The organism is Actinomycetospora cinnamomea, from assembly GCF_003096675.1.
In the GTDB taxonomy this organism is placed as follows: domain Bacteria; phylum Actinomycetota; class Actinomycetes; order Mycobacteriales; family Pseudonocardiaceae; genus Actinomycetospora; species Actinomycetospora cinnamomea.
Window position 1 is genome coordinate 197,480 of record NZ_QEKW01000005.1, and the last position, 13,728, is coordinate 211,207.

Consider the following 13,728-nt stretch of genomic DNA (forward strand, 5'->3'; position numbering starts at 1 on the left):
CGCCGCCCCGGTGACCGGCGGCGGGGAGATGACGACCGGCGAGGCCGTCGTCTTCTGGATCCTCGGCCCGCTCGCCCTCGCCGGCGGGCTGGGCATGATCTTCAGCCGCAACGCCGTGCACTCGGCGCTCTGGCTCGTGATGACGATGCTGAGCCTCGGCGTGCTCTACGTCGTGCAGCAGGCGCCGTTCCTGGGCGTCACCCAGATCATCGTCTACACCGGCGCGATCATGATGCTGTTCGTCTTCGTGCTCATGATGGTCGGCCGGGACGCCTCGGACTCGCTGGTCGAGGTGCTGCGCGGCCAGCGTCTGGCCGCCGCCGTGCTGGGCGTCGGTCTCGGCGGGCTGGCCGTGGCCGCGGTGGCCGACACGTTGACCGCCGGCGGTCCGGTGGGGCTGGGTCCGGGTTACGGGCCCGAGGCCCGCGGCAACGTCGTGCTGCTGGGCAGCAGCATCTTCCTGGACTACGTGCTCGCCGTGGCGCTCAGCTCCTTCCTGCTCACCGCGGCGGCGCTCGGGGCGCTGGTCTACGCCTTCGCCGGCCGTCCCCGGCGGGCCGCGTCGTCGCAGCGGGCCCGGGTCACCGAGCGCCTGCGCGGGCCGCTGTCGGGCTACGGCTCGCGCTCCGGGCCCGGTGTCTTCGCCACCGCCGACTCGGTGGCCACGCCGGCGCTGCTGCCCGACGGGTCGGTGGCCCCGGCGTCGTTGTCGAACATCATCGAGGCGACCCGCCGCGAGCGCCTGGACGCCGACATCGCCGACGTGCAGTCGGAGAGCGGGCCGGCCGGGGACGTGGACGCCCGGGCCCTGCGGGGCGACGGGGACGGCGGCGGCGAGAGCGGCGGGGACAGCGGTGCCGGCAGCACCCACGACCGCCTCAGCGCCGGCGACCACGGGAGCACCGAGAGCGAGACCACCCGATGAGCCCCACGGCCTACCTGCTGCTCTCCGCGCTGCTGTTCGCCATCGGCGCGGTCGGCGTGCTGGTCCGGCGCAACGCGATCATCGTCTTCATGTGCGTCGAGCTGATGCTCAACGCGGTGAACCTGACGCTCGTCACGTTCTCGCGGATCAACGGCTCGCTGGACGGCCAGATCATGGCCTTCTTCGTGATCGTCGTGGCGGCCGCGGAGGTCGTCGTCGGCCTCTCGATCATCATGGCCATCTTCCGCACCCGTCGGACCACCTCGGTCGACGACGCCAACCTGCTGAAGTACTGAGGGGGGACACCGAGTCGTGTCGCTGATCTCGTCGGCGCTCCCGGCCTCCGCGCCGCTCCCCGAGGTGCTCCCGGCCGAGGGCACCGGGAGCGTGGCCTGGCTGCTCGTCGCGCTGCCCGCGCTGGGCGCGCTCGTGCTGTTCGTCGGAGGGCGCCGCACCGACCGCTGGGGCCACGTGCTCGGCGTGCTGACGGTCGTCGCGTCGTTCGCCGTCGCGGTCGTGCTCTTCGCCGGGTCGCTGGCGCTGCCCGCGGAGGAGCGGGTGCGCGAGCTGCCGCTCTACGAGTGGTTCGCCGTGGGCGCGCTGGACGTCGAGTTCGGGCTGCGGATCGACCCGCTGTCGCTGACGTTCGCGCTGCTCATCACCGGCGTCGGGTCGCTGATCCACATCTATTCGGTGGGCTACATGGCCCACGACCCGGACCGGCGGAAGTTCTTCGCCCAGCTCAACCTGTTCGTCGCGGCGATGCTCGTGCTCGTCCTCGGCAACGGGTTCGTGACGCTCTACCTCGGATGGGAGGGCGTCGGCCTCGCGTCCTACCTGCTCATCGGCTTCTACACCGGACGCCGCTCGGCGGGCAGCGCGGCGAAGAAGGCGTTCCTCATGAACCGTGTGGGCGACGTCGGGCTCGCGCTGGCGATCTTCCTGCTGTTCGTCGAGCTGGGCACGACCCAGTACGCCGAGGTGTTCGCCCGCGCCGGGGAGATCTCGCCGGGCGCGCTCACGGCGATCACGCTGCTCCTGCTGCTCGGCGCGTGCGGCAAGTCCGGCCAGTTCCCGCTGCAGTCCTGGCTCCCCGACGCCATGGAGGGCCCGACCCCGGTCTCCGCGCTCATCCACGCGGCGACGATGGTCACCGCCGGCGTCTACCTCATCGCCCGGGCCAACCCGCTCTACGACCTCGCGCCCGTCGGCCAGCTCGTCGTCACGATCGTCGGGGCGATCACCCTGGTGCTCGGCGCGATCATCGGGTGCGCCTACGACGACATCAAGAAGGTCCTGGCCTACTCCACGGTCAGCCAGATCGGCTACATGATGCTCGCCGTCGGGCTCGGACCGGTCGGCTACGCCGCCGCGCTGGCCCACCTGCTGGCCCACGGCTTCTTCAAGGCCGGCCTGTTCCTCGGCGCCGGCTCGGTGATGCACGGGATGGCCGACGAGACCGACATGCGCCGCTTCGGCGGGCTCTGGCGCCACATGCCGGTGACGTTCTGGACGTTCACCTTCGGCTACCTGGCACTGATCGGCTTCCCGTTCCTCTCCGGCTTCTACACGAAGGACCTGATCATCGAGGCGTCGCTGACCGCGGGGCCGATCGCCGGCTGGATCCTCGGTGTGGCCGCCCTGCTGGCCGCGGGGCTGACCGCCTTCTACATGACCCGCCTCATGCTCATGACCTTCTTCGGGCCCGAGCGCTGGCGTGACCTGCAACCGCGGCGGATCGACGCCGCGGACCTCGAGGACCCGCCGGAGCACTACCACCCGCACGAGTCGACCGCCTCGATGACCGCGCCGATGGTGCTGCTGGCGATCGGCTCGATCGGCGCCGGGGCGTTCCTCGTCGGCGGCGAGCGCCTCGCCCACTACCTCGAGGCCTCGATCGGTCCGACGATCGAGCCGTACGACGTCCCGGCCGTGTTCTACGTGGGGCTGGTCCCCTACGTCGCCACAGTGCTGATGCTCGCCGGCGCCGGTGTCGCGTACCTCCTCGTGGGCCGCCGGCCGGTGCCGGTCGAGCGCCCGCAGCGGGTGAGCCTGCCGGTGCGGGCCGCGCGAGCCGACCTCTACGCCAACGCGATCAACGAGGGCGTCATCGCCCGCCCGGGCATCTGGCTCTCGCGCGCGCTGGTCTACCTCGACAACCGCGGCGTGGACGGGGCCGTCAACGGCACCGCCGCCCTGCTCGGCGGCACGTCGGGCCGGCTGCGGCGCACGCAGACCGGCTTCGTCCGCTCCTACGCCCTGACCATCCTGGGAGGCTCCGTCGTGCTCGTCGCGGCCCTGCTCACCGTGGGCGGGCTCGGATGAGCGCGCTGCTGCTGGCCCTGCTGCTGGTCCCGCTCGTCGGCGCCGCCGTCTGCGGCGTGATGGCCACGCGGGAACACCTGGACCGCGCGGGCAAGGCGGTCGGCCTCGCGTTCTCCGCGGTCTCGCTCGTGCTCGTCGCGATCGTCTGGGCGCAGTTCCGCACCGGCCCCGGGGTGCCCCGCTTCCAGGGCAGGCTGTCGGTGGAGTGGATCCCGGCGTTCGGGACGCGCTTCGCCCTCGGTCTCGATGGCATCGCGCTGACGATGATCGCGCTGCTCGCGGTGCTGGTGCCGATCGTGCTGGGCTTCGGCTGGGCCGAGAAGCTGCCGCCCGGGCGCACCGGCGCCGGCTTCACCGCGCTGATGCTCGCCACCCAGGGCGTGCTCGTCGGCGTGTTCGCCGCCACCGACGTGTTCCTGTTCTACGTCCTGTTCGAGGCGATGCTCGTCCCGATGTACTTCCTCATCGGGCGCTTCGGCGGGCCGCGCCGCCAGTACGCCGCGGTGAAGTTCTTCCTGTACTCGTTCCTCGGCGGCCTCATCATGCTGGCGTCGGTGATCGGGCTGTACGTGGCCAGCGACGCCCGGCTCGGCGAGGGCACCTTCGACTGGACGGCGCTGCAGGGCATGGCCGCGCAGCTGCCGCTCGAGACCCAGATCTGGCTCTTCCTCGGGTTCTTCGCGGCGTTCGCCATCAAGGCGCCGCTCGTGCCGCTGCACACGTGGCTGCCCGACGCCGGTGCCGAGGCGCCGGTGGCCGGAGCCGTCATCCTGGTCGGCCTGCTCGACAAGGTCGGCGTGTTCGGGTTCCTGCGCTACTCGCTGCCGCTGTTCCCCGCCGCGTCCCGCGAGCTCGCCCCGCTGGTGCTCACGCTCGCCGTGATCGGGGTGCTGTACGGGGCGCTGCTCGCCGCGGCGCAGACCGACATGAAGCGCTTCGTCGCCTACACCTCCATCGCGCACTTCGGCTACATCGCGCTGGGCATCTTCGCCTTCACGTCCCAGTCGATCGCCGGGGCCTCGCTGTACATGGTCAACCACGGCATCGCGACGGCGATGCTCTTCCTCGCGGTCGGCCTGCTGATCCGCCGCGGCGGCACGGCGTCGATGACCGAGTACGGCGGCGTCGGGCGCGCGGCCCCGCTGCTCGCCGGGATGTTCCTGATCGCCGGGCTCTCGACGCTGTCCTTGCCGGGGACGAACTCGTTCGTCAGCGAGTTCCTCGTGCTCATCGGCGCGTTCTCGACGCGACCGGTGTTCACGGTCGTGGCGACGGTGGGCATCGTGTTCGCCGCGCTGTACGTGCTGTGGGTCTACCAGCGGGTCTTCACCGGCCCGCTGCGCGGCGCGGCCGTGGTCGGCGACGGTCCGGGCGCGGCGTCGGCCGCGACCATGTCCGGCACCGACGACACCGGCGACGGCTCCTGGGCGCGGCGGACGACGGCCCGCTTCGGTGACCTCACCCGCGGCGAGGTCGCGGTGATGGCCCCGCTGGTCGCCCTGGTCCTCGTGCTCGGCTTCTTCCCCGGCCCGGTCCTCGAGGTCCTCGAGCCGGCCGTGTCGGCGACCATGGCCGAGGTCGGCGCGACCGACCCCGTCGGCCCGCCCACCCCGATCAACGGAGTCCCGCGATGACCGCGCCGACCTTCCCGAGCATCGACTACGCCGCGCTCGCCCCCGTGCTCGTCGTGTTCGGCGCGGCGTGCCTGGCGGTGCTGTTCGAGGCCGTGCTGCCCCTGCGGGGCCGGAGCCGCGTCCAGCTCGGGCTGACCCTCGTCGCCGTGGTCGCGGCCCTGGTCGCCGTCGTGGCCCGCGCGACGTCGGGCGCCCCCGCGGTCTCGACGCTGGCGGAGGCCCTCGCCGTCGACGGGCCCGCGCTGTTCCTGTGGGGCACGCTGCTCGCCCTCGCCCTGCCCAGCGTGCTGTTGATGGCCGACCGGTCGGTGGAGCCGGGCGGCGCGTTCGTCGCCGACCCCGTGGCGCTGGCCGAGGTCGAGGCCGAGAGCCGGGTCGGCGTCGGCGCGTCCCGCGGCGGGAGCCGGTCCGCCGGAACCTCGGGCGGGTCGGCGGGAGGCGGCGGGCGAGGGGCCCGCGACGCGGCCCGCGCCGAGGGCCACACCGAGATCTACCCGCTGCTGCTCTTCGCCCTCGGCGGCATGATGGTGTTCTGCGCGGCCGACGACCTGCTGACGATGTTCGTCGCGCTCGAGGTGCTCAGCATCCCGCTGTACCTGCTGTGCGGGCTCGCGCGGCGCCGGCGGCTGATGAGCCAGGAGTCGGCGGTCAAGTACTTCCTGCTCGGCGCCTTCTCCTCGGCGTTCTTCCTCTACGGGCTCGCCCTGCTCTACGGCTACGCGGACTCGGTGAAGCTCTCGGACATCTCGCTCGCCGCCGCGGGCTCGCTGCGCCCGGACTCGCTGCTGTTCGCCGGGATCGCGCTCGTCGTGGTCGGGCTGATGTTCAAGGCGTCGGTGGGCCCGTTCCACACGTGGACCCCCGACGTCTACCAGGGCGCACCCACGTCGGTGACCGCGTTCATGGCCGCGTGCACCAAGGTCGCCGCGTTCGGCGCGATCCTGCGCGTCTTCACCGTCGCGTTCGGGTCGACGGTGTGGGAGTGGCGCGGCGTGCTCTGGGTGGTCGCGATCATCTCGATGGTCGTCGGCGCGGTGCTGGGCCTGACCCAGACCGACGTCAAGCGCATGATCGCGTACTCGTCGGTCGCCCACGCCGGCTTCCTGCTGCTCGGCGCCATGGCGATCACGCCGGCCGGGCTGTCGGCGACGCTGTTCTACCTGCTGGCCTACGGCTTCACCACCGTCGCGCTGTTCGGGCTGGTGTCGCTGGTGCGCGGGCCGGAGGGGGAGGCGACCCACCTCTCGGCGTGGGCGGGGCTCGCGAAGCGGGCACCGGTGGCCGCGGCCGCGGTGACGTTCCTCATGCTGGCGCTGGCCGGGATCCCCCTGACGAGCGGCTTCACCGCGAAGTTCGCGGTGTTCTCCGCGGCCCTGGCCGACGGCATGACGCCGCTGGTCATCGTGGCCCTCGTGGTCAGTGCGGTGGCCGCGTTCTTCTACCTGCGGCTCATCGTGCTCATGTACTTCTCGGAGCCGGCCGCGGACGGACCGACCGTGAGCGTGCCTGGCCCGTTCACGACGGTGGCGATCACACTGGGGGTCGTGGTGACCCTGCTGCTCGGCGTCGTGCCGACCGCCGTCCTCGGATGGGTCGAGGGCCTGTCCTTCCTCACCTGATGTCCGGACCCCGACTGACGCAGGTCGCGGGACTGCCGATCTCCGACCCGGAGCTCGCGGCCGCGGTCGGCGACGGCCTCGACCGTGTGGAGGACCTGCTGCGCCGCGAGGTGCACAGCGACTACCGGTTCGTGACCGACACGTCGCTGCACCTCATCGAGGCCGGCGGGAAGCGGTTCCGTCCGCTGCTGACGCTGCTGGCGGCGCAGCTCGCGGGCGGCACGTCGGAGGACGTGGTGGTCGCGGCGACGTCGGTGGAGCTGGTGCACCTGGCGACGCTGTACCACGACGACGTCATGGACGAGGCGACGATGCGTCGCGGCGCCGAGAGCGCCAACGCCCGCTGGGACAACACCGTCGCGATCCTCACCGGCGACTACCTGTTCGCCCACGCCTCGCGGCTGGTCTCGCAGCTGGGGCCGGATGCGGTGCGGATCATCGCCGAGACGTTCGCCGAGCTCGTGACGGGGCAGATGCGCGAGACCCGGGGCCCGCGCGACGGCGAGGACGCCGTGGAGCACTACCTCGCCGTGGTGGCCGAGAAGACGGGCTCGCTGATCGCGACCTCGGGGCGCTTCGGGGCCATGTTCGCGGGGGCGCCGCCGGAGCACGTGACCGCGATGAGCCGGTTCTCCGAGATCATCGGGACCGCGTTCCAGCTCTCCGACGACATCATCGACATCGCCTCGCCGTCCGGGGACTCGGGCAAGACCCCGGGGACCGACCTGCGCGAGGGCGTGGCGACGCTGCCGGTGCTCTACACGCTCGCCGGCGACGGGCCGGAGGTCGCGCGGCTGCGCGCGCTGGGCGTCGGGAGCCGGGAGCTGGCCGACGACGAGGTCGACGAGGCGCTCGAGCTGCTGCGGGGATCGGCGGGGCTGCAGGAGGCCCGCGCGGCCCTCGACGCCCGCGCCGACGCCGCCCGCGCCGAGCTCGCCGCCCTCCCCGAGGGCCCCGCCCGCCAGGCCCTCGCCGCCCTCCTCGACTACACCGTCGCGCGCACCGGCTGACCCATGTGCGTGATCTTCTGACCTATAGGTCAGAAGATCACGCACGTAGGGGGCGGGCGCGGAGGGCGTCGGCCGTGAAGATCACGAGAGCGGCCCAGATCAGCGAGACACCGATCCACCGCGACACCGGCATGGCCTCGCCGGCGACGATCACGCCCCACAGGAACTGCAGGGTCGGGTTGATGTACTGCAGCACCCCGAGGGTGGCCAGCGGCAGCCGCCGGGCGCCCGCGGCGAAGAGCAGGAGCGGCACCATCGTCACCGGGCCCGCGGCCATCAGCAGCAACGCGTGCCCCACGCCGTGGCCGGTGAACGTGCCCGTGCCGGCGACCTGGAGCCCGATCAGGAAGACGATCGCGAGCGGGCCGAGCAGGAACCCCTCCGCGGTCAGCCCGGGGATCGGGTCCAGCGGCACACGGTTCTTCACCAGCCCGTAGACCCCGAAGCTCACGGCCAGGACCAGGGTGATCCACGGCAGCCGCCCGGTGCCGACGGTCAGGACGACGACCGCGGCGGCCGCCAGCCCGATCGCCGCCCACTGCACCGGGCGCAGGCGCTCGCGGAGCACGACCACCGCGAGCAGCACCGACACCAGTGGCGTGGCGTAGTACCCCAGCGCGGCATCGACGACGTGGGCGTTCGTCGTCGCCCAGATGTAGGTGCCCCAGTTCACCGCGATCAGCGCCGACCCGGCCGTGATCAGCGCCCACGTCCGCCACGGGAGGCCCCGCAGGTCCGACCACCGCCGCGCGACGGTGATCACCAGGAGCATCCCGACGAGCGTCCACGCCACCCGGTGCGCCACCGACTCGACGGCGTCGGCCGGCGCGAGCAGCGGCCAGAAGGCGGGCGAGAGACCCCAGAGGGCGTACGCGCCGACCGCGGCGGTGTAGCCGCGACCGGTGCCGCCGGCGCGTCCCTCCGCGCCGACCGCCGTCACGGTCGGGTCGGCGGTGGCCACCACCGCACTCCACCACGACCCGCCGGTCGCCGCCCACCTCCGCCGGACGTGACCCGTGCCGCAGCCGCCGTGTCGAGCCTCAGGCGACGAGCCGGAACGACGAGCCGGAGCTGCCCTGCGTCCACGCGGCGGGCAGCGCGGCGGCGAGCGCGTGCTGGGCGCGCCAGCCGGTGCAGTGCCCCGGGACGACGAGGGACGGGTCGAGCTCGGTCAGGGCCGAGACGGTCGGCCCGATCACCGGCTCGAACGCCGGCCCGCTCAGGTGCAGCCCGCCGAGCAGACCGTGCAGCGTGCGCACGCCGGTGAGCCGCTGGGCGTGCCGGACGATGTTGACCACGCCGGCGTGCCCGCACCCGGTCACGACGACCAGGCCGCGGCCGCGGACGTGCACGACCAGCGCCTGGTCGTCGATCACCAGAGGGTCGTGCTCCCACGCGCTGCCGGTCCACGCCTGGTGGGCGGGCGGCATGCCGCGCTCGAACTCGGTGGTCCGGTCCACCTCGCCGGTGATCAGGACACAGCCGTCGACCAGGAGCGACGGTTCACGACGCTCGACGAGGGAGAACCCCTCGCCGTCGAGGGCGCGCGGGCTCAGGGTGGGCAGCTCGTGGGGCTCGTGCTGCGGCGGGGCGAGGCGCCGGCGCGTCCAGGCCCGGGGGTGCAGCACCATCGGCATCCGGCGCGCGCCGAGCCGCCGCGCCAGCCCGGCCAGCCCGCCGGCGTGGTCGAAGTGCCCGTGGCTGAGGACGACGCCCTGGACCGCGGCGAGGTCCACCTCCAGCCGGTCGGCGTTGGTGACGACGGCGTCCGGGGAGAGCCCGGTGTCGAAGAGCAGCGAGGTCGTGGTGCGGCCGCGGCGGACGGTGACCAGGGCGGCGAACCCGTGCTCGGCGACCAGGCCGACCGCCGTCTCGCGGCCCTCGAACTGGGGTGCCACGGCCCGGCCCGCGGTGAAGTCCGCCCGCCGGGTGCGCTCGTCGTCCACGAGCAGGGCGTCGTAGACGTTGTCGACGAGGGTGGTCACCTCGACCTCGTCGACGGGCTCCAGCGCGACGGGGTCGACGGCCTCACCCGGCGCGGGCCGTGGCAGCGCCTGCCCGACCCCGGGGTCCGATCCGTCCTCGCACATGTCGGCCTCCCCGGATCCGGTGGACCGGGGCATGGTCGGACGTCCGGGGACGCAGCGGAAGGGCCGGAGGTCACCACCGCGGGTGTGCGCGCGTGCCCGTGCTCCAGCACGGGCAAGCGCGCACGAGCGCGGAGCGCAAAGTGCTACTGCTCGTTCTCGGGCTCCGGCAGGACCGCCCAGGTGTCCTTGCCCCGCAGCAGGGCGCCGAGCGAGTCGCCGCGGTCGGTCGCCTGCTGCTTCGCCGCCGCGACCTGGGCGCGGGCGCCGTCGTCGTAGGTCGGGCGGTCGACCTTGCGGAAGATCCCGGTGACGGTGTGGGTCAGGTCCTGGTCGGACAGGCGCGACAGCGCGAACGACTGCGTCGGGTCCTCCTCGCCGGCGCGGTGGATCACGACGTCGTCCTCGGCCACCCCGCCAGGTCCGCCGACGGCAGCCACCTCGAGGCCCCCCGTCGCCGAGCGCACGACCCCGTACTCGCCGTCGTTGCCGAACCGGATCGGCTCGCCGTCGACCAGCGGGATCAGCCGCTCGGCCACGCCGTCGCCCTTGCGCAGGACGTCGAACGAGCCGTCGTTGAAGATCGGGCAGTCCTGGAAGATCTCAACGAGCGAGGCGCCGCGGTGCGCCGCCGCCTGGCGGAGCACCTCGGTGAGGCCCTTGCGGTCGGAGTCGAGCGCGCGCCCGACGAACGTCGCCTCCGCACCGAGGGCCAGCGAGACCGGGTTGAACGGGGCGTCGATCGAACCCATCGGCGTCGACTTGGTGACCTTGCCGGTCTCCGAGGTCGGCGAGTACTGGCCCTTGGTCAGCCCGTAGATCCTGTTGTTGAACAGCAGGATCGTGATGTTCATGTTGCGGCGCAGCGCGTGGATCAGGTGGTTGCCCCCGATCGACAGCGCGTCGCCGTCGCCGGTGACGACCCAGACCGAGAGGTCGGGGCGCGTCACCGCCAGCCCGGTGGCGATCGTCGGCGCGCGCCCGTGGATCGAGTGCATGCCGTACGTGTCGAGGTAGTACGGGAAGCGCGACGAGCAGCCGATGCCCGAGACGAACACGATGTTCTCGCGCTTGAGCCCGAGCTCGGGCAGGAAGCCGCGCACCGACGCGAGGACCGCGTAGTCGCCGCAGCCCGGGCACCAGCGCACCTCCTGGTCGGAGGTGAAGTCCTTGGCCTTCTGCGGCTCGTCGGTGGTCGGCACGAGGTCGAGCCCGCCCCCGAAGGACGGCTGACCCAGCTCCACAGCGCTCATGCGGGCAGATCCCCCTTGACGGCATCGGTGAGGACGCCGGCGAGCTCCTCGGCCTGGAACGGCAGGCCGGCGACCTTGGTGTAGGAGTGCGCGTCGACCAGGTACCGGGCGCGCAGCAGCATCGCGAGCTGCCCGAGGTTCATCTCGGGCACGACGACGCGACGGTAGGACCGGAGCACGTCGCCGAGGTTGCGCGGCAGCGGGTTGAGGTGGCGCAGGTGCGCCTGGGCCACCGTGAGCCCCGCCGCGCGGACCCGGCGGCAGGCGGCCCCGATCGGCCCGTACGACGAGCCCCAGCCGACGACGAGCACCTCGGCCTCACCCGACGGGTCGTCCACGTCGATGTCGGGCACCGGGATGCCGTCGATCTTGGCCTGGCGCAGCCGGACCATGCGGTCGTGGTTGTCCGGGTCGTAGGAGATCGTCCCGCGGCCGTCGGCCTTCTCCAGGCCGCCGATGCGGTGCTCGAGCCCGGCGGTCCCGGGGATCGCCCAGGGCCGGGCGAGGGTGTCGGCGTCGCGCAGGTAGGGCCAGAACTCGTCGGACCCGTCGGGGGCGTTCGGCTCGGTGGCGAACGTGACCGACAGGTCGGGGAGCTCGTCGACGTCCGGGACCCGCCACGGCTCCGAGCCGTTGGCGATCGCGCCGTCGGAGAGCAGGAACACCGGGGTGCGGTAGGTCAGCGCGATCCGCGCGGCCTCGAGGGCGGCGTCGAAGCAGTCCGACGGCGACTGCGGGGCGATGATCGGCACCGGCGCCTCGCCGTTGCGCCCGTACATGGCCTGCAGGAGGTCGGCCTGCTCGGTCTTGGTGGGCAGGCCGGTCGACGGGCCGCCGCGCTGGACGTCGAGGATCAGCAGTGGCAGCTCGAGCGCCACCGCGAGCCCGATCGTCTCGGACTTCAGCGCGACACCGGGGCCCGAGGTCGACGTGACGCCGAGCGAGCCGCCGAACGACGCGCCGAGCGCGGCGCCGATGCCCGCGATCTCGTCCTCGGCCTGGAAGGTCGTGACGCCGAAGCCCTTGTGCTTGGAGAGCTCGTGCAGCACGTCGGAGGCCGGGGTGATCGGGTAGGTGCCCAGGAACACCGGCAGCTTCGCCTGCTGGCCGGCGGCGACGACGCCGTAGGCGAGCGCCAGGTTGCCGGTGATCTGCCGGTAGGTGCCCTCGGCGAGCCGCGCGGGCGCGACCTCGTAGGTGACCGCGAAGCTCTCGGTGGTCTCGCCGTAGTTCCACCCGGCGCGGAAGGCCAGGATGTTGGCCTCGGCGAGGTCGGGCTTCTTCGCGAACTTCTCGCGGAGGAACTGCTCGGTGCCCTCGGTGCCGCGGTGGTACATCCACGACAGCAGGCCCAGCGCGAACATGTTCTTCGCGCGCTCGGCGTCCTTCTTGCTCATCCCGGTCGGCTCGAGCGCCCCGCGGGTGAGCGTCGCCATCGCGACCTCGTGGACGGTGTAGGGTTCCAGCGAGTCGTCGGATAGCGGGTTGGCCTCGTAGCCGACCTTCGCGAGGTTCCGCTTGGTGAACTCGTCGGTGTTGACGATGAGGATCCCGCCGTGCGGCAGGTCCTTCAGGTTCGCCTTCAGCGCCGCCGGGTTCATCGCCACGAGGACGTCGGGACGGTCGCCGGGGGTGAGGATGTCGTAGTCGGCGAAGTGGAGCTGGAAGCTCGACACTCCGGGGAGCGTCCCGGCGGGGGCGCGGATCTCGGCGGGGAAGTTCGGCAGCGTGGCCAGGTCGTTGCCGAACGCCGCAGCCTCCGACGTGAACCGATCACCGGTCAGCTGCATGCCGTCACCCGAGTCACCCGCGAAGCGGATCACCACGCGGTGGGTCTGGCGCACTTCCCGACCGGCCGGCCCGACGGCGGTGTCAGTGCTCATCGGAGCGATCGCGTCCCTTCGCGTCCTCGTGGGTCATCCCTTGGTGAAGAGCGGACCACCCAGGCTAACCTCACCGACGAGCCGATCACCGGCGGCTGGTCGCGGGTCACACGCTGGACCGAACAAGCCGGTGGCGCACCCCCACCGTTCCCCCTGGCGGACCAGTGCTCAGCGCTTCCCGGTGGAGGCGCGGACGCGCGCGAGCCCCTCGCGGAACCCCTCCGAGCGCAGCGACTCCAGCTGCGGGCCGACCTCGACGGCGACGGCGTCGTGGTGCCGGTCGAGCTGTCCCGTCGCGCGGATGCTGGCCCTGGTGGCGACGACCAGCGCGCGCGGGGCGGCCGCCGAGGTCGCGGCCATGCGCAGCGCCTCGGCCACCGCGGGGGAGCGCCCGTCGGCGCCGTCGCCGGTGGCCACCTTCAGCGCCAGACCCAGCTCGACGGCCCGCGCGGCGTCGAGACCCTCGCCACCGAGCAGCATCGCGGTCGTGGCCTGCGGGCCGACGATCCGCTGCGCCATCCACGTCATCCCGCCACCGGGGTGCACGCCCAGGCGCAGGAAGCCCGGCTCGAAGCGGGCGGTCTCGCCGGCGATGCGCACGTCGGCGGCCAGGGCGAGGTTGAGCCCGGCCCCGACGGCGGGCCCGTCGACGGCGGCGAACGTCGGCAGCGGGCACTCGGCCAGCGCCAGAAACCCGGCGTAGATCCGCTGCAGCGCGTCGGGGCCGGCCTCGCCGGCCGCGGCCAGCTCGTCGAGGTCACCGCCGGCGCAGAACGCGGGCTTGGGGTCGTCGTCGCCCGTGACGACCACCGCGTGCACCGACTCGTCGGCGGCGACCTCGTCGAGCACGGCGACGAGACGGTCCGACAGCGCGCCGGTCATGGCGTTGCGGCGCTTCGGGTCGGACACGGTGAGGAGCGCGGTGGCCCCGACGGGGCCGTCGAGGCGCTCCAGACGGACATCGGGCTCGGCCATGGGCGACAGCATGCCGT

11 protein-coding genes are annotated in these 13,728 nt (G+C 73.0%); 6 read left to right on the forward strand and 5 right to left on the reverse strand.

Annotation, left to right across the window (positions count from 1 at the left end; translation table 11 throughout):
• Positions 1 to 28 precede the first annotated feature (28 nt).
• The 6 genes from C8D89_RS12150 to C8D89_RS12175 are packed head-to-tail and all read left to right on the forward strand — an operon-like array spanning position 29 to position 7,513.
• Positions 29 to 925, forward strand: a complete 897-nt coding sequence (locus tag C8D89_RS12150; protein ID WP_116708534.1) for an NADH-quinone oxidoreductase subunit J — start codon at positions 29 to 31, stop codon at positions 923 to 925.
• Positions 922 to 1,221, forward strand: coding sequence for an NADH-quinone oxidoreductase subunit NuoK (nuoK, locus tag C8D89_RS12155; protein WP_116708372.1), 300 nt, complete (start codon positions 922 to 924; stop codon positions 1,219 to 1,221). Before C8D89_RS12150 ends, nuoK begins: the two co-directional genes overlap by 4 nt.
• A 16-nt stretch (positions 1,222 to 1,237) precedes the next feature.
• Complete coding sequence (gene nuoL / locus C8D89_RS12160) at positions 1,238 to 3,250, forward strand: NADH-quinone oxidoreductase subunit L (protein ID WP_423716982.1); 2,013 nt, start codon at positions 1,238 to 1,240, stop codon at positions 3,248 to 3,250.
• On the forward strand, positions 3,247 to 4,884 hold the full coding sequence (locus C8D89_RS12165) for an NADH-quinone oxidoreductase subunit M (RefSeq protein WP_116708373.1): 1,638 nt from the start codon (positions 3,247 to 3,249) through the stop codon (positions 4,882 to 4,884). Before nuoL ends, C8D89_RS12165 begins: the two co-directional genes overlap by 4 nt.
• Positions 4,881 to 6,503 carry an NADH-quinone oxidoreductase subunit NuoN gene (gene nuoN / locus C8D89_RS12170; protein WP_116708374.1) on the forward strand — a complete coding sequence of 541 codons (1,623 nt, stop codon included), beginning with the start codon at positions 4,881 to 4,883 and terminating at the stop codon, positions 6,501 to 6,503. The genes C8D89_RS12165 and nuoN overlap by 4 nt, the downstream gene beginning before the upstream one ends.
• Positions 6,503 to 7,513, forward strand: coding sequence for a polyprenyl synthetase family protein (locus tag C8D89_RS12175; protein ID WP_116708375.1), 1,011 nt, complete (start codon positions 6,503 to 6,505; stop codon positions 7,511 to 7,513). The genes nuoN and C8D89_RS12175 overlap by 1 nt, the downstream gene beginning before the upstream one ends.
• A 37-nt stretch (positions 7,514 to 7,550) precedes the next feature.
• Here the strand turns inward: C8D89_RS12175 and rarD are convergent, their stop codons facing one another.
• From rarD to C8D89_RS12200, 5 genes are all read right to left on the reverse strand, one after another.
• Positions 7,551 to 8,474 carry an EamA family transporter RarD gene (rarD, locus tag C8D89_RS12180; protein ID WP_243418044.1) on the reverse strand — a complete coding sequence of 308 codons (924 nt, stop codon included), beginning with the start codon at positions 8,472 to 8,474 and terminating at the stop codon, positions 7,551 to 7,553.
• A gap of 79 nt (positions 8,475 to 8,553) precedes the next feature.
• Positions 8,554 to 9,603, reverse strand: a complete 1,050-nt coding sequence (locus C8D89_RS12185) for an MBL fold metallo-hydrolase (RefSeq protein WP_116708537.1) — start codon at positions 9,601 to 9,603, stop codon at positions 8,554 to 8,556.
• Positions 9,604 to 9,746: 143 nt separating this feature from the next.
• A complete protein-coding gene (locus tag C8D89_RS12190) occupies positions 9,747 to 10,853 on the reverse strand; it encodes a 2-oxoacid:ferredoxin oxidoreductase subunit beta (protein ID WP_116708376.1) in 1,107 nt (368 codons plus the stop codon).
• Positions 10,850 to 12,736: a 2-oxoacid:acceptor oxidoreductase subunit alpha gene (locus C8D89_RS12195; protein WP_116708377.1), complete on the reverse strand. Its 1,887-nt coding sequence runs from the start codon at positions 12,734 to 12,736 to the stop codon at positions 10,850 to 10,852. Before C8D89_RS12195 ends, C8D89_RS12190 begins: the two co-directional genes overlap by 4 nt.
• A gap of 168 nt (positions 12,737 to 12,904) precedes the next feature.
• Complete coding sequence (locus C8D89_RS12200; protein ID WP_243418045.1) at positions 12,905 to 13,711, reverse strand: enoyl-CoA hydratase-related protein; 807 nt, start codon at positions 13,709 to 13,711, stop codon at positions 12,905 to 12,907.
• Positions 13,712 to 13,728: the final 17 nt, after the last annotated feature.